At 67.1% G+C, this 16,933-nt stretch carries 12 protein-coding genes; 4 read left to right on the forward strand and 8 right to left on the reverse strand.

What is annotated here, in order from left to right:
• Nucleotides 1-5: 5 nt before the first annotated feature.
• Together cobA and nirB are read right to left on the reverse strand one after the other, a co-directional pair.
• Nucleotides 6-1,040, reverse strand: a complete 1,035-nt coding sequence (gene cobA / locus Q9R30_RS04105; protein WP_104997267.1) for a uroporphyrinogen-III C-methyltransferase — start codon at nucleotides 1,038-1,040, stop codon at nucleotides 6-8.
• 2 nt (nucleotides 1,041-1,042) lie between these two features.
• On the reverse strand, nucleotides 1,043-3,688 hold the full coding sequence (gene nirB, locus Q9R30_RS04110) for a nitrite reductase large subunit NirB (RefSeq protein WP_311216856.1): 2,646 nt from the start codon (nucleotides 3,686-3,688) through the stop codon (nucleotides 1,043-1,045).
• A gap of 274 nt (nucleotides 3,689-3,962) precedes the next feature.
• Between nirB and nirD the strand changes: the two genes are divergently transcribed.
• The gene (nirD, locus tag Q9R30_RS04115; protein ID WP_311216857.1) at nucleotides 3,963-4,346 is read left to right on the forward strand and encodes a nitrite reductase small subunit NirD; all 384 of its coding nucleotides are present in this window, start codon (nucleotides 3,963-3,965) and stop codon (nucleotides 4,344-4,346) included.
• A gap of 6 nt (nucleotides 4,347-4,352) precedes the next feature.
• Here the strand turns inward: nirD and Q9R30_RS04120 are convergent, their stop codons facing one another.
• A complete protein-coding gene (locus Q9R30_RS04120) occupies nucleotides 4,353-6,113 on the reverse strand; it encodes a phospho-sugar mutase (RefSeq protein WP_199775346.1) in 1,761 nt (586 codons plus the stop codon).
• An 82-nt stretch (nucleotides 6,114-6,195) separates the two neighbouring features.
• Nucleotides 6,196-7,014 (reverse strand): purine-nucleoside phosphorylase, encoded by an 819-nt coding sequence (locus Q9R30_RS04125; protein WP_311216858.1) that lies wholly within the window; start codon nucleotides 7,012-7,014, stop codon nucleotides 6,196-6,198.
• A 132-nt stretch (nucleotides 7,015-7,146) separates the two neighbouring features.
• Here Q9R30_RS04125 and Q9R30_RS04130 point away from each other — a divergent pair, with 132 nt between their 5' ends.
• Both Q9R30_RS04130 and Q9R30_RS04135 read left to right on the forward strand, forming a co-directional pair.
• Entirely contained in the window at nucleotides 7,147-8,562 is a 1,416-nt protein-coding gene (locus Q9R30_RS04130; RefSeq protein ID WP_311216859.1) for an NAD(P)H-quinone dehydrogenase, read from the forward strand.
• Between the two features lie 241 nt (nucleotides 8,563-8,803).
• On the forward strand, nucleotides 8,804-8,989 hold the full coding sequence (locus Q9R30_RS04135) for a PspC domain-containing protein (protein ID WP_104997273.1): 186 nt from the start codon (nucleotides 8,804-8,806) through the stop codon (nucleotides 8,987-8,989).
• 70 nt (nucleotides 8,990-9,059) lie between these two features.
• Here the strand turns inward: Q9R30_RS04135 and Q9R30_RS04140 are convergent, their stop codons facing one another.
• The 3 genes from Q9R30_RS04140 to Q9R30_RS04150 are packed head-to-tail and all read right to left on the reverse strand — an operon-like array spanning nucleotide 9,060 to nucleotide 14,324.
• Nucleotides 9,060-10,622, reverse strand: coding sequence for an FAD-dependent oxidoreductase (locus tag Q9R30_RS04140; RefSeq protein ID WP_311216860.1), 1,563 nt, complete (start codon nucleotides 10,620-10,622; stop codon nucleotides 9,060-9,062).
• A complete protein-coding gene (locus Q9R30_RS04145) occupies nucleotides 10,619-12,862 on the reverse strand; it encodes a molybdopterin oxidoreductase family protein (RefSeq protein WP_311216861.1) in 2,244 nt (747 codons plus the stop codon). The genes Q9R30_RS04140 and Q9R30_RS04145 overlap by 4 nt, the downstream gene beginning before the upstream one ends.
• Nucleotide 12,863: 1 nt before the next feature.
• A complete protein-coding gene (locus Q9R30_RS04150; protein WP_104997276.1) occupies nucleotides 12,864-14,324 on the reverse strand; it encodes an MFS transporter in 1,461 nt (486 codons plus the stop codon).
• Between the two features lie 277 nt (nucleotides 14,325-14,601).
• Here Q9R30_RS04150 and Q9R30_RS04155 point away from each other — a divergent pair, with 277 nt between their 5' ends.
• Nucleotides 14,602-16,014, forward strand: coding sequence for an MFS transporter (locus tag Q9R30_RS04155; RefSeq protein WP_104997277.1), 1,413 nt, complete (start codon nucleotides 14,602-14,604; stop codon nucleotides 16,012-16,014).
• A gap of 183 nt (nucleotides 16,015-16,197) precedes the next feature.
• Here Q9R30_RS04155 and Q9R30_RS04160 read toward each other — a convergent pair whose 3' ends face one another.
• Nucleotides 16,198-16,929 carry a glutamine amidotransferase gene (locus Q9R30_RS04160; protein WP_311216862.1) on the reverse strand — a complete coding sequence of 244 codons (732 nt, stop codon included), beginning with the start codon at nucleotides 16,927-16,929 and terminating at the stop codon, nucleotides 16,198-16,200.
• Nucleotides 16,930-16,933 lie beyond the last annotated feature (4 nt).

A 16,933-nucleotide genomic window follows, 5' to 3' on the forward strand; every position in this document is an offset into this window, starting at 1 on the left:
TCCTTTCATGAACCCAGCAGCGAGGCCGCCAGCCTGTCCAGGTCGGCGGCGGCCTCGGCATGCCCGCGGTTGGCCTCAGCCACCCGAACCACCTCGCCGATGACCAGCACGGCAGGGTTGCTGCATCCGGCAGCGGCCGAGGTGATCGTGCCAAGGTCCGCGATGGTGGTGCGCTGGCCGGGGCGGTAGCCGCGTTCGACGACGGCCATGGGCATGTCAGCGCGCATCCCCGCCCTGCGCAGTCCAGCGGCCAGCTGGTGAAGGGTTCCGATGCCCATCAGCACCACGATGGTCCCGCCCAGCCCGGCCAGGTGCTTGTGCTCCTTTTCGGTCAGCGGCGCGTGGCCGGAGACCACGGTGAACATGTGGCTGACTTCGCGGTGGGTCACCGGGATCCCGGCGGCGGCCGGGACGGAGATCGCGCTGGTGACCCCGGAGATGACGCGGACCTTGACGCCGGCGGCGACGCAGGCGGCAACTTCCTCGCCGCCGCGGCCGAACACGTAGGGGTCCCCGCCCTTGAGGCGGACCACGTTGTTGCCGGCCAGGGCACTTTCCACCATGAGCTTCTCGATGTCCCCCTGGCTCACCTTGTGGTGGCCGGGCTTCTTCCCGACGTCCACAAGTTCGGCCGAGGTCATGGACGGCAGCTCCTGGTACGGGGCCAGCCGGTCATAGAAGACGACGTCGGCATCACGCAGGGCCTTGATCGCAGCGACCGTGAGGAGTTCGGTGGTTCCGGGTCCGCCGCCCACCAGCGTGACATGGCCAGCTGGGCCGGCTGCCGGTTCGGCTGCCACCGGAATGCCGGTGGTGCGGCACCGCTCCAGCAGGGCCTCCCAGCCGGGCTGTCCGTCGTCGACTGCCGCCACCAGGAAGGGGCGTTCGGGCAGCGGACCGTCATGGCTTGCCCCTTGGGGGGTGCTGAGGCGGTAGACGACGGCGCCTGCCGCTTCGTAGCGGCGGACGGCCTGGCGGGCAGCGTAGTCGGAGCCGGTGACCAGGACTTCCCGGCCGGTCAGATCAATGCTGAGCTGCATGCCTATACCTCGTTCTCGTTGCTGGGCCGGACGGGGATGGAGGCCCCGATCAGGACTGGCTGCTGGGCGGCTGCCGCCTTTTCCTCCGCGGTTGCGGGGCGCATCTGGCCGCGCTCGTCCGGGACGAAGGTGATGGAGTCGTCCTTCTGGTCGGGGGCGTTGACGAAGGAGCGGAACCGGCGCAGGCGCTCGGGGTCCTTGAGGGTGTCTGCCCATTCGTCAACGTAGGTGTCCACGTGCTTGGCCATGGCGGCTTCCAGGTCCGCGGCGATGCCCAGGGTGTCCTTGACCACCACGTCTTCAACGTGCTTGATGCCGCCGTCGAGCTCTTCCTGCCAGCGCGCCGTGCGCTGCAGGCGGTCCGCGGTGCGGATGTAGTACATGAAGTAGCGGTCGATGTACTTGATCAGGGTCTCGTCGTCCAGGTCCTTGGCCAGCAGCTGGGCGTGGGCCGGAGTGGCGCCGCCGTTGCCGCCGACGTACAGGTTCCAGCCGTCCGCGGTGGCGATCACGCCGACGTCCTTGCCCCGCGCTTCGGCGCATTCGCGGGCACAGCCGGAGACGCCCATCTTGAGCTTGTGCGGGCTGCGGAGGCCGCGGTAGCGGAGTTCGAGCTGGATGGCCATGGCCACCGAGTCCTGGACGCCGAACCGGCACCAGGTGGATCCGACGCAGGACTTCACCGTACGCAGGCTCTTCCCGTACGCCTGGCCGGATTCGAAGCCGGCGTCCACGAGTTCCTTCCAGATCTCCGGCAGCTGCTCGAGCCGGGCGCCGAACATGTCGATCCGCTGGCCGCCGGTGATCTTGGTGTACAGGTTGTACTTCTCGGCTACGGCAGCGATGACACCGAGCTTCTTGGGGGTGATTTCGCCGCCGGCGATGCGGGGGACCACCGAGTAGGTGCCGTCCTTCTGCATGTTGGCCAGGGCGCGGTCGTTGGTGTCCTGCAGGGTGCCGCGGCCGGCGTCCAGGACATAGGCGCTGTTCTGGCTGGCCAGGATGTTGGCGATGGTGGGCTTGCAGATGTCGCAGCCGGCGCCGGTACCGTACTTGGCCATGATCTCTTCGAAGGAGGTCAGCTCCAGGACGCGGATGGCGTCGAACAGTTCCTGGCGGGACAGTTCGATGTGCTCGCAGAGTGCTTTGGAAACCTCGACGCCGGACTTGGTGAGCTCGGTTTCCAGCAGTTTCTTGAGCATCGGCACGCAGGAACCGCACTGGGTTCCGGCGCGGGTGCAGCCCTTCAGCTCACCCAGTTCCTGGACGGGGGCGTTGCCCTCGCAGGCGCCGCAGCCGTTGATGGCGTCGCGGATGCTTCCGGCGGTGACGTTGTTGCAGGAACACAGGGTGGCGTCGTCGGGCAGTTCGGTTTCTGGAGCGTCGCCGCCGCCGGCGGCGCTGAGGAAGGCGCCCGGCTCGGCAGGAAGCTCGCGGCCCAGCAGCGGCCGCAGGCTCATGTACGGTGTGGCGTCGCCGACGAAGATGCCGCCCAGCAGGGTCTTGGCGTCGTCGGTGGTGACGATCTTCTGGTACACGCCGCGGGCCGGGTCGGCATAAACGATTTCAAGGGCGTGCTCGGTCTTGGCGAACGCGTCACCGAAGCTGGCCACGTCCACGCCGGAGAGCTTGAGCTTGGTGGCGGTGTCGAAGCCCGGGAACGTGGCGTCCCCGCCGTGCAGGCGGTCGGCCACAATCTCCGCCATGGTGTTTGCGGGGGCAACCAGGCCCAGGCACATGCCGCCGTAATTGGCCACTTCACCGATGGCCCAGATGCCCGGCACTTCGGTTTCGCAGTAGTCGTTGATGACCACGCCGCCGCGGGGACCCAGGCTGAACACCTGTTCCTCGCCCTCGGCGGCGCGGAAGAGTTCGTCGCGGGGCCGGACGCCGATGGCCACAATGACCATGTCCGCGTCGATGATGCGGCCGTCAGCCATGAGGACACCGGTGACCTGGCCGTCGTCGTCCGAAAGCACCTCGGACGGGAACACGCCGCCGTGGACCTCGAAGCCCTTGGCCTTGATGAGCCGCCCCATTGCCTGGCCCGCGCCTTCGTCCAGCTGGGTGGCCATCAGCCACTGGGAGCCGTCGATGACGATCGGGTTGGCGCCGAGCTGCTCGGTGCCGGCTGCCGATTCGAGTCCCAGGAGCCCGCCGCCGATGGTGACGGCGTTGACCTTGCGGCCCAGCTTCTCCTTCAGCCCGGCGATGGCCTCGTTGATGGCCCATACGTCTTCGAGCGTGCGGTAGACGTGCGTGTGCTCGGCGCCGGGGATGGGCAGGCGTGCGGCGTTCGAGCCGGTGGCCACCACCAGTTCGTCATACTCGAAGACGTTGCCGGCAGCGGTTTCCACGCTCTTGGCTTCGGCGTTGATCTTGACGACACGCTCGCCGGTCTTGAGCTCCAGGGAAGGATGCTCCCACATGGACGCGGTCCCCAGCGTCAGGTCGACATCTTTGTCTGTGAGCGCCTTGGACAGGGCCACCCGGTCGTAGGGGAGATGGGCTTCCTCAGTGAGGACAGTGACATGCCAGCCATCGAGGCCACGGGCATGCATTGCGTCCGCAAAACGGTGGGCCGCGGGGCCGCCGCCGGCGACGACGATGCGGCGCGGAGTCTCTGTGCTTGAAGTCTGTTCGGTCACTGATGGGCCTTTCGCATGGGCCGCAGGCAGTTTTCCTGCAGCCTTCTCTGACGAGCTGTCCATTCAGAATAGGGAGGCGCAGTTTCGCTTCAGTTTCCCGATTGTTTCGTCAACTTAACTTCTGCATCACGAACGCATTTCCGGCCGCGTGAGGTGTCTTTTACGTTGTGGACACATTCACTGCATCCCTTTGAAACACCGCGGGCCTAGCGTGGATCACGGCCGCAGAGGTGGCCATTGAGAAGGATTACACGCACAGGGAGAGGAGCCGGACATGACGGCAACACTGGAACTCGGGGCACTGGAAGCCGGCATGGATGAGGCTGTCTCCGGCATCGCCGGCTGGCACGCCGTCTGCCGGCTGGACGACTTGGAGGTTGCCTGGGGCGAAGCCGCCCTGATCGCGGGACGCCAGGTTGCACTCTTCCGTACCGGCGCCAACGAGGTTTTCGCGGTGGCCCATGAGGACCCTGCAACGGGCGCCCATGTCATGGCACGCGGAATCCTGGGCTCACGAGGCGAGCGTCCCACCATCGCTTCGCCGCTCCACAAAGAGGTCTACGACCTTGAAACCGGTGAATGCTTCAGCACCCCTGGCCTGAGCCTTGCCACGTTCCCGACCCGGATCGCAGGCGGAGTCGTGGAGATCGAGCTGTAGCAGGGACTAGAGGCCCAGGGCTTCGCTGACGTCGCGGAGCACCTCGTCCAGCGCCGCCCGCGCCGCCTGCCGGGCGGCGGGCAGTTCGGCCGCGGACCCCACGTGGTGGATAACCTCAAGGTAACACTTGAGCTTGGGCTCGGTGCCGCTGGGCCGGATGATCACCCTGGTGAGGTCCCGGGTCACGTACAGCAGGCCGTCAGTGGACGGAAGCCCGTCGCTGCCCTCGGCCAGATCGGCATAAACCTCAACTGCGGATGACCCGAACGTTTCCGGCGGGGAAACCCTCAGCCGGTTCATCATGGCGTCCAGCAGCCCCAGGTCCGCAACCCTGATGCTGAGCTGGTCGCTGGCGTGCAGGCCGTGCTGCAGGTAGAGCTCGTCCAGGGTGTCAAAGACGGATTTGCCGTCAGCCTTGGCGGCCGCGGCAAGTTCGGCAATCAGGAGGGCAGCCGAGATGCCGTCCTTGTCCCGCACCAGGTCCGGCGCCACGCAGTATCCCAGCGCTTCCTCGTAGCCGTACACCAGCCCGGGAACCCGGGAAATCCACTTGAACCCGGTGAGGGTCTCCTGGTGCGCGTATCCGGCTGCCGCAGCGATGCGGGCCAGCAGCCTGGAGGACACGATCGAATTCGCGAACACTCCCTTGGCGCCCTCGTCCGCGCCGCCGTCGTCCTTCCCCCGCCCTGCGGCCAGCCGGGCGGCTATGTGCGCGCCAAGCAGCGCGCCCACTTCGTCCCCGCGGAGCATCCGCCAGGCCCCGGTGTCCGGATCCTTGGCCGCAACGGCGGCCCGGTCGGCGTCCGGATCATTGGCGATCACGATGTCCGCGGCCTGCCGCTCAGCGGCCTCCAGCGCCAGGTCAAGGGCCCCGGGTTCTTCCGGATTCGGAAAGCTGACAGTGGGAAAGTCCGGGTCCGGCTCGGCCTGTTCGGCCACCAGCGTGATGTCCCTGAAACCTGCCGCGTTCAGAACGGCCAGTGCGGTCCCGCCGCCCACGCCGTGCAGGGGGGTCAGGACAATGCGCAGGTCGCGGGCCGGGAAGTGGTCCGGCAGGGCAAGCCCGGCGGTTGCCCGTTCGTAGTCCGACGCAATGGAGCTGTCCAGGACGGTCCAGCCGGCAGGGGCCAGGGTGATGGATTCCAGCGCCCCCACGGCGTTGATCCGGGCTGCGATCTCAGCATCGTAGGGGGCCACGATCTGGGCGCCGTTGCCGCTGTCCGCCACGGCGTGGCGGCCCAGGTACACCTTGTAGCCGTTGTCCTGCGGAGGGTTGTGGCTGGCAGTCACCATGACCCCGCCGTCGCACTCCAGCGCCCGGACCGCGTAGGCCAGCAGTGGAGTGGGCAGCGCCGCGGGCATCAGGAAGGTCTCGATTCCGGCGGCCGTGAAAATGGCTGCGGTTTCTTCCGCGAAGATGTCGGAGTTGTACCGGGCGTCATAGCCGACGACGGCGCGCGGCCGCGTGCCCGGCGAGGCGTCGGCTACCGCCGAGAGCAGGAAGTCCGCGAGGCCGGCAGCGGCCCGCCGCACCACCACACGGTTCATCCGGTTCGGGCCCGGACCGAGGGCGGCCCGGAGCCCCGCCGTTCCGAACTCCAGTGTGCCGCGGAAGCTGTCCGCCAGCTCCTGGCGTGCGGCGGGAACGCCGTTGTCGACGAGCTGGACGAGTTCCAGGAGGGAAGCCGATGTGGCGGGATCCGGGTCTTGGGCAGCCCATTCGCGGGCTTCATTGAGCAGGCGGAAATCGGCATCGGAAGACGTCATGGGCATAACGCTATCGTCATTGGCCGCCGAAGCTGTGCCGCCTCCCTCGGAAAGCGGAAATTCACTGCAGCGCTGTCCCGCGTCAGAGCCGGGCGATGATTTCGGCAAGCAGCTTGGAAATCCGCGGCCCCGCCGCCTGTCCGGACTCGATGACTTCCTGGTGGCTCAGGGGCCGGGGGCTGATGCCGGCGGCAAGGTTGGTGACCAGCGAGATGCCGAACACTTCCATCCCTGCGTGCCGCCCTGCGATAGCCTCCAGCGCCGTCGACATGCCCACCAGGTCCGCGCCGATGCGCTTTGCGTACTGCACCTCGGCCGGCGTCTCGTAGTGCGGGCCGGGGAACTGCGCATACACGCCCTCCTCAAGGGAGGCGTCGACCTCGCGGGCCAGGCCCCGGATGCGCGCCGAGTAAAGGTCCGTGAGGTCCACGAAGGTGGCGCCTTCCAGCGGGGAGGCGGCGGTGAGATTGATGTGGTCGCTGATCAGCACAGGGGTTCCCGGGGTCCAGTTTTCCTGGAGGCCGCCGCAGCCGTTGGTGAGCACCAGGGTCTTGCAGCCGGCCGCCGCGGCCGCGCGGATGCCGTGCACTACCGCGCGCACGCCCTTGCCCTCGTAGTAGTGCGTCCTTGCGCCCAGGACCAGGGCCCTCTTGCCGCCCTTGGTCAGCACCGAGCGGATGGTGCCCACGTGGCCTTCCACCGCGGGCGCATGGAAGCCGGGAACCTCTTCCGCGGACAGGGTCGCGGTGGTCTCGCCGATCAGGTCGGCCGCCTCAGCCCAACCGGAGCCGAGCACCAGGGCGACGTCGTGGCTGTCCACGCCTGTTTCCTCGGCGATGTAGTCGGCGGCGGCATGTGCGGCCGCGAAGGGATTGGTGTTCAGGAAGTCAGTTGTACTCACTGGTACAAGCTATCCTGCCGCCTGCGCTGGCGCCCACACTGGCCGCCTGTCCTGGCCGCCCGCCCCGCTGCCGGTTTCTGAGAGACCGTTTTCTTTGGCGGTGCGGGGCAGTTGCAGGGAGAATGGTTGATTGTGACTACGCATCCAGATTTCAGTTCGCCCCGGATCGCAATCCTCGGAGGTGGTCCAGGGGGGTACGAAGCCGCCATGGTGGCCGCCTCGCTGGGGGCGCAGGTCACCATCATCGAGCGGGCCGGGCTGGGCGGATCAGCCGTGCTGACCGACGTCGTCCCGTCCAAGACCCTGATCGCCACCGCGGACCTCATGACGCGCGTCGGCGAGGCGGGCGAGCTGGGAGTGAAATTCGACGTCGACGGCGGCGACTTTGTCCCGGTGATGCGCGCCGACCTCAAGCACATCAACGACCGCCTGCTCAACCTGGCGCGCAGCCAGTCCAAGGACATCCATGACGGGCTGGAGCACCAGGGAGTTCGGATCCTTGCAGGGTCCGGCCGCCTGGTGGACGACCACACCATCGAGGTCCTCACGGCGGAGGGCACCGAAACAGTTGAAGCGGACACCATCCTGCTCGCAGTGGGTGCCCATCCGCGCGAGCTTGCCACGGCCAGGCCGGACGGCGAGCGGATCCTCAACTGGACTCAGATCTACGACCTCGATGAACTGCCCGAGGAACTGATTGTGGTGGGTTCCGGTGTCACCGGCGCCGAATTCGCCTCCGCGTACAACGGCCTGGGGTCCAAGGTGACGCTGATTTCCAGCCGTGACCGCGTGCTTCCCGGGTCCGATGTGGATGCTGCAGTGGTGCTGGAGGAAGTGTTCGAGCGCCGCGGCGTCCGCGTCCTGTCCCGTTCCCGGGCCGAGAGCGTGGAACGAACGGACGACGGCGTGCTGGTCACCCTCAGCGACGGGTCCAAGGTCACCGGCAGCCACTGCCTGCTGTGCCTGGGCTCCATCCCCAACACGGCCGGAATCGGCCTCGAGGAGGCCGGAGTGGCGCTCAGCGAGAGCGGCCACATTAAGGTCGACGGCGTTTCACGCACCTCCGCGCCCAACATCTACGCCGCGGGCGACTGCACCGGCGTGCTCCCGCTGGCCTCCGTGGCGGCGATGCAGGGACGCATTGCGGTGGCCCACTTCATGGGCGACACCGTTACCCCGCTCAAGCTGCACCAGGTGGCGTCCAACATCTTCACCTCGCCGGAAATTGCCAATGTCGGGGTTTCCGAGGCCGAGATCGACTCCGGCAAATACCAGGGCGACATCATCAAGCTCTCGCTGCGCAGCAACGCCCGCGCCAAGATGCGCAACCACCGGGACGGCTTCGTGAAAATCTTCGCCCGCAAGGGCTCGGGCACCGTCATTGGCGGTGTGGTGGTGGGACCGAACGCGTCCGAATTGATCTTCCCGATCTCCATCGCGGTGAAGCAGAAGCTGCACGTCGACGACGTCGCCAGCACCTTTACCGTCTACCCTTCCTTGAGCGGATCGATCTCGGAGGCGGCGCGGCGCCTGCACGTGCATCTGTAAGGGCCCGTTTGTACGGGCAGAAAGTCGCCTGCGGGGTTGCGCTGGAATCCGCGCAGCCCTGCTGTTCTACGAGGTAAAACTGCTATCTTCAAGACACCAGGCTGGTACTGACTTATCGGTGTGTCCTGCTTGGGCCGGGCTCCGGGGAGTGTATCCCGTGGTAGCCGGTTTCCGGGGCCCTTGACCGTACGCCCATATTCGGCAGTAATGAATCAACGGTACGAAAGGTTAGGTACAAGCGATGACAACAGCACTAATGAGGCCGCGCCGCGGCAAGATCATTGGCGGCGTCTGCGCAGCCCTGGCGGCCCGCTTTGGACTCCCGAAATTCCTGGTCCGGCTGGGCTTCGTCATCTTTGGGCTTGTCGGGGTAGGCGAACTTGCGTACATCGTGCTGTGGATCATCATTCCCAAGGAGCCGGCGTAACCACAGATGGTGGCCGGGGCGGCAGACCCCTCCCGGGGCGTCTGGAGAGCCTCAACCACCAGGCCCGGGTTCAGGCGGCCGGAACCGCCTGGAAGTGTTTTTCTATGAGCCCCTTGATGTCCTCGTGGCAGCCGCCGCAGCCGGTGCCGGCACGGGTTGCCTTGGACACCTCTGCCACCGTGGAGCAGCCTTCCTCAACTGCGCCCTGGATGGCCGTTCCGCTGACGCCCGCGCACCGGCATACGGTGCCGGCCGGATCGGCGGGACCCGTACCGGGCAGCTGGTCCGGGCCGTCAAGGCGCAGCAGCAGGGACCTGTCAGCCGGCAATTCGGCGCTTCGTTCGAACAGCCCCACAAGCTCGGCGGCGGTGCGTGGCATTCCTACAGCCACGAGGCCTTCAAGAACGCCGCCGCGGGTGGTCATCTTCACGTAGCGGCCGTGTTCCGGATCCGCCCACTGGGCAACCTGGCGGCGCGGGCGCCCGTTCACCGCGCCGGCGGACAGTGCTTCCTCATCCCACGGCTCGGCAGAGTTGTCCCCCGCCACGGCCATGTTCATGCCGCGTGCCTTCAGGACAATGACGCCCGCCTGCTCCGCAGGCAGTTCCGCCAGAACTTCGGCTTCCTCCGGCGTGCCAGCGGCCAGGAGGGTCAGGTATTCGGCCAGCCACTCGGCCTGCCGCCAGCCCGGCCCCACCAGGCCCGACGGTCCTTTGGCGTTGCGGCAGGATGCGCAGCCCGGGTCCGGGCAGCGCACCTCTGCGCAGTCGCCGATGGCGAAGATGTGCGGCTCGTGGTGGGCGCGGAGCTTGTGGTCCACCAGGATTCCTGCGGACGTGGAGAGCCCGCAGCCCTCGGCCAGCTCCGTGCGGGGACGGACGCCGCAGGACAGCACCAGGAGGTCGCCGTCGATCGCCGACCCGTCATCCAGCAGCAAAGCGGAGAAACCGCCGTCGGGCGCGTTGTGCTCCACGCCGGTGGAGCGGGCGTTGCCGGCCATCCGGACGCCGCAGCGGCGCAGGCTGGCAGCCAGGACGGCGCCGCCGCCGCGGTCGATGTTGCGTCCCAGCGGGTGCGGCCCGTTGTGGACCACGGTGACGGTGGCGCCTTCTTCGGCCGCGGCCAAGGCAGTCTCCAGGCCCAGGACGCCGCCGCCCAGGACAACCACGCGCTTGCCGCCCGCAACGGCCTGCCGCAGCACGTCGGCATCACGCAGGTCGCGCAGCGCGGTGACGCCTGCCGGAAGGACCGGGTGGGTGGGATCCGGGTTGATGCCGGTGAGGTTGGGAATGACCGGGCGCGAGCCGGTGGCAAAGACCAGGCGGTCGTAGTGGACTGACGCGCCGTCGGACAGGATGACCTGTTGCCGGGCCCGGTCCACCCTGCGGACGCGGAGGCCGAGGCGGACGTCCACACCGTCGCCGGCCAGGGCCTCGGCGTCGGCGAGTGCCAGGGCCTCGGCGGTGGTCCGTCCCACGCCGAGGTCGGCGACGAGCACGCGGTTGTAGGCTGCTTCAGCTTCCTCGCCCACCACCGTCAGGGCCGCCCGGCCGCTGCGGACCACGGGCAGGAGTTCGTCCACCAGCCGGGCCGCCACCGGACCGAATCCCACAATGACAATCTGCTCGCTCATGAGGCCTCCGTCGTTTGAAGCACGTTGGTGGAGAGGGGAACGGCCACGGGCCGGACCCACACGGTGTTGAACTTGAATTCGGGCATCCCGGAGATGGGGTCCGTGGCCGCCTCGGTGAGGCGGTTGGCGCTCTCCAGTTCGGGGAAGTGGAAGGGCAGGAAGACGGTCTCGGGACGGATGGCGTTGCTGAGCCGGGCCCGGCACACCACCTCGCCGCGCTCGTTGGCCACCGACACGGGCGTGCCCTCGGTGATGCCCATGGATGCTGCGGCTGCCGGATGGATCTGCACCTCTGCCTCCGGCTGCGCTGCCAGCAGCTCCGGCACCCGCCGGGTCTGCGTGCCGGACTGGTAGTGCTCCAGGAGGCGGCCCGTGATCAGGGTCATGGTCTTGGCGGTTGCGTCCCCTGCAGGGGGCGCAGCAGGAGTACGACGGCGGCGCGGCGTTACCGGGACCATCACGGCTTTGCCGTCAGCGTGCGCGAATGCGTCCTGGAACAGGCGCGGCGTCCCGGTGCTGCCGGCGGGGTAGGGCCAGTAGGCGGCTTCCCCGCGGTCCAGCATGGCGTAGTCGATGCCCGAGTAGTCGGCCAGCCCGCCGGCGGAGGCCAGGCGGAGTTCCTCGAAGACGGTTTCGGGGTCTTCGCTGTAGGTGGACGGTGCGTCCAGCGCCTCGGCCAGCCGCGCCATGATCCAGAGTTCGCTGCGGGCACCAGGCGGGGGAGCAAGGGCGCGGCGGCGGCGCAGCACCCGCCCTTCGAGGTTGGTCAGGGTGCCTTCCTCTTCCGCCCACTGGAGCACCGGGAGGATGAGGTCCGCCTCGGCTGCGGTCTCGGACATAAAGAAATCGCAGACCATCAGGAAGTCCAGGCTGCGGAGCCCCTGGATCACCGCGTTCGCGTCGGGGGAAGCCACGGCGATATTGGAGGCATGGACGAAAAGGCAACGGACGCCGTCGGGCTTTCCCAGTGACTGAAGCAGCTGGACGGCGGGCAGGCCGGGGCCGGGAATCAGCTCCTCGGGAACGCCCCATACGCCGGCTACGTGGGCGCGGGCGGCTGGGTCGGTGATCTTGCGGTAGCCGGGGAGCTGGTCCGCCTTCTGGCCATGTTCGCGGCCGCCCTGGCCGTTGCCCTGGCCGGTGAGGGTGCCGTAGCCGCTGCGGGCGGAACCGGGAAGGCCCAGCAGGAGGCTCAGGTTGATGGCCGCCGTTGCGGTATCGGTGCCGTCCACGTGCTGTTCCACGCCGCGGCCGGTGAGGATGTAGCTGCCGCCCTGGCGGGCTCCGGCGGCGAGACGGCGGGCAGTTTCCCGAATGAGTTCGGCCGGGACGCCGGTGAGGGACTGGACGCGTTCGGGCCAGAAGGAATTGACGCTGCGGGCTACGGCCCTGTAGCCGGAGGTGCGGTCCCCGACGTAGGAAGTGTCCACCAGGTTCTCGTGGATGACCACGTGGGAGATGCCCAGGAGGAGGGCCAGGTCGGTGCCCGGCAGGGGCTGCAGGTGGAGGCCTCCGCCGTCGGCCGTGAAGGCAGCCGTGGCGGAGCGGCGGGGATCGACCACGATCAGCCCGCCGGCGTCGCGCGTTCCCTTGAGGTGCTGCACAAAGGGAGGCATGGTCTCGGCAACATTCGAGCCCAGCATCAAAATGGTGCTGGCACTGTCCAGGGCTTCCAGCGGGAACGGCAGGCCGCGGTCAACACCGAAGGCCCGCATCCCGGCGGCCGCGGCGGAGGACATGCAGAAGCGGCCGTTGTAATCGATCCTCGACGTGCCCAGGGCAAGCCGGGCGAACTTGCCGAGCATGTAGGCCTTTTCGTTGGTCAAGCCGCCGCCGCCGAAAACGCCGACGGCGTCAGCTCCGTAGCGTGCGCGGGCATCCTTTACCGCGGCGACCGCAACGTCCAGGGCGTGCTCCCAGCTGATCGGACGGTGGACGCCGTCGGGACCCTTCAGCAGCGGCTCGGTGATCCGCCCGGCGTGGTTCAGGAGGCTGGGGGAAGTCCAGCCCTTGCGGCAGAGGCCACCGCGGTTGGTGGGGAAATCCCGGCCCTGGACTGTGAGCGGCACGTGGGTGGGCACCTTGGGCGTCGCTTCAATAACCGGCCGTTCCGCTGCGGGTGGTGCGGACACGGGGACTGGCCCCGGCTGGGAAGCCGGGGCCAGGCCCGTTGGAGACGTGAGCGTCATTGCGCACTGCAGGGCGCAGTAAGGGCAGTGCGTGTCGGCGCTTGTGGTCATGTTAGACGTGTCCCATCGCGTTCCGGTTGGCGTTGCGGATGTAGCAGGCCCAGCAGACAACCAGCATCAGGACATACGTTCCGACGAAGCCGTAGAAAGCGGGTGTGTAGGAGCCGCTGGCGGAGTTCGACGCGTTGAGCACCTGGGGGATCACGAAACCGCCATAGGCGCCGATGGCTGAGATGAGGCCAAGGGCCGAGGAAGCCAGGCGCTGGGTGGCTACGGAGCTGGCGCCGTTCCGTGCTGCCCGGCTGGAGGTGGCGAAGATGACCGGGATCATCCGGTAGGTGGCGCCGTTTCCGAAGCCGCTGGCGGTGAAGAGCATCAGGAAGAGGGCGAGGAAGAGCCAGAAACTCTTCAGCGGCAGGGTCCAGATCATGGTCAGGGTGATCACGGCCATGGAAGCGAATGCCGCGATGGTCATGCGGGCGCCGCCCATCCGGTCAGCCATCCGTCCGCCGTAGGGCCGGGCCAGGGAACCCACCAGGGGGCCGAGGAAGGCGAGGGACAGTGCCACGGTCCCCACTCCGATGGAGGAGAAAGCCGGGAAGTAGTCCTTGATGAGCTTGGGGAAGACACCGGCGAATCCGATGAACGAACCGAAGGTGCCGATGTACAGCAGTGCCATGATCCATAGGTGCGGTTCCTTCAGCGCTGCGATCGAACCGGCTACGTCACCCTTGGCGCTGGTGAGGTTGTCCATGTATTTGAAGGCGCCGAACGCGGCGATCAGGATGAAGGGGACCCACATCCACCCGGCCATGGGCAGGTTGACGCTGCCGACGGCGAGCATTGTGATCACAATGGGGACGGCGAGCTGTGCCACGGCGGCACCCATGTTGCCGCCCGCAGCGTTCAGGCCCAGGGCCCAGCCCTTTTCACGGGCCGGGTAGAAGAAGGTGATGTTGGCCATGGAGCTGGCAAAGTTGCCGCCGCCGAAGCCCGCCAGGGCTGCCACGAGGAGCATGACGCCGAAGGGGGTTTCCGGGTTGGCCACGCAGAGCCCGAGGCCGATGGCGGGGATCAGGAGCAGCAGGGCGGACACGATGGTCCAGTTGCGGCCGCCGAAGCGGGGAACCATGAAGGTGTAGGGGATGCGGAGGGTTGCGCCCACCAGGCTGGGCATGGAGATGAGCCAGAAAATCTCGGAGGTGGAGAAGTTGAAGCCGACGGCGGGCAGTTGGACCACCACGATGGACCAGAGCTGCCATACGACGAAGCCGAGGAACTCGGCGAAGATGGACCAGTTGAGGTTGCGGCGGGCAATGGTGCGGCCGGCGGTTTCCCACTGCTCCTTGTTCTCGGCATCCCAGTTGGCGATCCAGCGGCCGGGACGGAATTCAAGGGCGGGGGAGTCTGTGGTGCGGGTGGTGCCGGGCTGTGCGCTGGCGGCTGCGGAACCTTGTACGTCGAGATCAAGGGAATTGCCGGTGCCGGCATCAGCGGTGCGATCAACAGTCACGGTGTACCTCCTTCGGGGGATGTTGTTCCTCCAAGGTAAAGAAGCCGCGTTTCACGGACCGACGATGTTTGTTAACGCGCTGTGACATTTGCCTATCGGCACGTTTGGGCGGGCGTGAGGAGGCGTGAGGGGCAAATGTGAGACAACCCGGATTGTCCGCATGTTGGACGTTTCGTCCATCAAATGGAACCCGGGAACTAATATTGAGCCCTAGTTAAACGCACGAGGGCTGCCGGGCTGACCATGTCCGGCAGGTCTCTCCTGAAAGGGTCTCCATATGTCATCAACCGGTATCTCAACGGAGCCCGGTTCGCTAAAACCGGTCAACTCCAAGGGCAAGGTGATTTTTGCCAGCCTCATTGGAACCACGATTGAGTTTTACGACTTCTACATCTACGCGACGGCATCCGTGCTGGTCTTCCCCAAGCTGTTCTTCCCGAACGCCACGGATATCAACGCGCTCCTGAGCTCCTTCGCCATCTTCGGGGTGGCGTTCATCGCACGTCCTGTCGGCTCAGTGCTTTTTGGCCACTTCGGTGACAAATTCGGGCGCAAGGGGACCCTGGTGGCTTCCCTGCTCACCATGGGCATCGCGACCTTCCTTATCGGCCTGCTTCCCACCGCGTCACTGCCCGGCTGGGCCATCCTGGCGCCCCTCATGCTGGTGGTGCTCCGCTTCGCCCAGGGCCTGGCCCTCGGCGGCGAATGGTCGGGCGCTGCCCTGCTGGCCACCGAGAATGCGCCCAAGGGCAAGCGGGCCGTGTACGGAACGTTCCCGCAGCTGGGCGCTCCCATCGGCTTCATCCTGGCCAACCTGCTCTTCATCTGGCTCAACTTCGCCCTGCCCCCGGAGGCGTTCCTCGCCTGGGGCTGGCGGGTTCCGTTCCTGCTCAGTGCGATCCTGGTCATCGTTGGCCTCTACGTCCGGCTGAAGCTCGTTGAAAGCCTTTCGTTCCAGAAGGTCCTCAACGAGGACAAGGTGGCCAAGGTTCCGTTCTTCGCCACTTTCAAGAGCCACTGGCGTCCGGTCCTCGCCGGCACCTTCATCATGTTTGCCACGTACGTGCTGTTCTATGTCATGACATCCTTCACGCTGACTTACGGCACGAAGCCTGCCACGGTTGAGGCTGCCAAGGCGGCCGCGGAGAAGGCCGGCAAGCCGATGTCTGCGGCCGAAGTGGCCAACTTCGTCCCCGGCCTCGGCATTCCACGGGGCGACTTCCTCTGGATGCTGATCCTCGGCGTTGTGTTCTTCGGCATCTTCACCCTCGTCTCGGGTCCGCTGGCCGAAAAGTGGGGCCGCCGGAAGTTCCTGCTCGGCGTGACCGCCGGAATCTTCGTGTTCGGGATTTTCTGGTTCACCATGTTCGGGCCCGGTACGGCGGCCGCGATCGTCGGCCTGATCGTCGGCTTCACGCTCATGGGCCTGACCTTCGGTCCCATGGCAGCCATCCTCCCGGAACTCTTCCCGGCCAACGTCCGGTACACCGGTTCCGCTGTCGCCTACAACCTTTCCAGTGTCATTGGTGCGGCGCCGGCGTCGTTCATCGCCATTGCCCTGTGGCAGGCGGCCGGGGGAAGCACCTGGCTGGTTGGCCTGTACATGGCGGCCGCGGCGGTGCTCACCTTCATCGCGTTGTGGATGACGCGCGAGACGAAGAACACCGACTACGAGAACAACGTGGCCTAGCAGCACGCCCTCTGCGTTCCAGCCCGGTCCGGGGCTGCGGTGCCCGGCATGTTCCCCTCACCAGGGGAATGTGCCGGGCACTTTCGTGTCCGGGGGAGGAGCGCGTGCCAGGGAATGGGCTAACCCAGGCAAGGTACCAGCCCGGGGAAGGTACGACGGCGGCGCGTCAGTCCGTCCGTAAGGTCACCGGGCGTAGCGGGCCACGAAGTTCCGCAGGATTTTCATGGGTTCGGTGGCAGTGAACTGCCGGGCGCTCTCCATCAGCTCTTCGGCGGACTCCGGCGGGAAATATCCCGCGTGCCGGTAAATGTCGATCCGGGTGCACAGGCCTTCGGCATCCAGCTCCGGATGGAACTGTGTGGCATAGAGGTTTTCCCGGATCCGGAACATGTGCACCGGGCAGGCCGCGGAGCGGGCCAGCAGGACGGCATGCGGCGGCAGGGCGGTGCACGCTTCCTTATGGCCGGTGAAAGCCGTGAACGTCGGGGAGAGCCCCGCCAGCAACGGGTCCTCAAGCCCGGCCTCCGTCAGCTCGATCTCCACCCCGCCCAGCGGCTCGCCGTAGGTCCTGTCGATCACGGCCCCCTGGTGCCGCCCCAGCGTGCCCACTCCGTAGCAGGCCCCCAGGAACGGGAAGTCGCGTGCCACCAACTCGTCCAGGAGCCCTGAAAGCTCGCGCTCCACCCGGTGCTGGACGGATGATTTCATTTCCGGGGGATCGCTCGAGGTAAAGGGGCTGCCGCCAACAATAACGCCCGAGTAGCTGGAAAGGTCCAGGCGCGGCAGCGGCGCAGCCTCCAGGCGTACCCTCTGCAGCTCCCGCGGCTCCAGTCCGCCGTAGCGAAGGTAGGCGGCGTACTCGTCCTCGGCGGCGGCATCCTCCGCCCGCGAGGCCAGGAGCAGGAAAGGCAACATCTGC

The sequence above is a fragment of the Arthrobacter sp. AB6 genome (genome assembly GCF_031844545.1).
Lineage (GTDB): Bacteria > Actinomycetota > Actinomycetes > Actinomycetales > Micrococcaceae > Arthrobacter.

Excerpts from the sequence above, each read along its gene's own strand:
- cobA (WP_104997267.1), bottom strand. The coding sequence starts at position 1,040 with ATGCAGCTCAGCATTGATCTGACCGGCCGGGAAGTCCTGGTCACCGGC.
- nirD (WP_311216857.1), top strand. The coding sequence starts at position 3,963 with ATGACGGCAACACTGGAACTCGGGGCACTGGAAGCCGGCATGGATGAG.
- Q9R30_RS04120 (WP_199775346.1), bottom strand. The coding sequence starts at position 6,113 with ATGACGTCTTCCGATGCCGATTTCCGCCTGCTCAATGAAGCCCGCGAA.
- Q9R30_RS04135 (WP_104997273.1), top strand. The coding sequence starts at position 8,804 with ATGACAACAGCACTAATGAGGCCGCGCCGCGGCAAGATCATTGGCGGC.
- Q9R30_RS04140 (WP_311216860.1), bottom strand. The coding sequence starts at position 10,622 with ATGAGCGAGCAGATTGTCATTGTGGGATTCGGTCCGGTGGCGGCCCGG.
- Q9R30_RS04145 (WP_311216861.1), bottom strand. The coding sequence starts at position 12,862 with ATGACCACAAGCGCCGACACGCACTGCCCTTACTGCGCCCTGCAGTGC.
- Q9R30_RS04155 (WP_104997277.1), top strand. The coding sequence starts at position 14,602 with ATGTCATCAACCGGTATCTCAACGGAGCCCGGTTCGCTAAAACCGGTC.
- Q9R30_RS04160 (WP_311216862.1), bottom strand. The coding sequence starts at position 16,929 with ATGTTGCCTTTCCTGCTCCTGGCCTCGCGGGCGGAGGATGCCGCCGCC.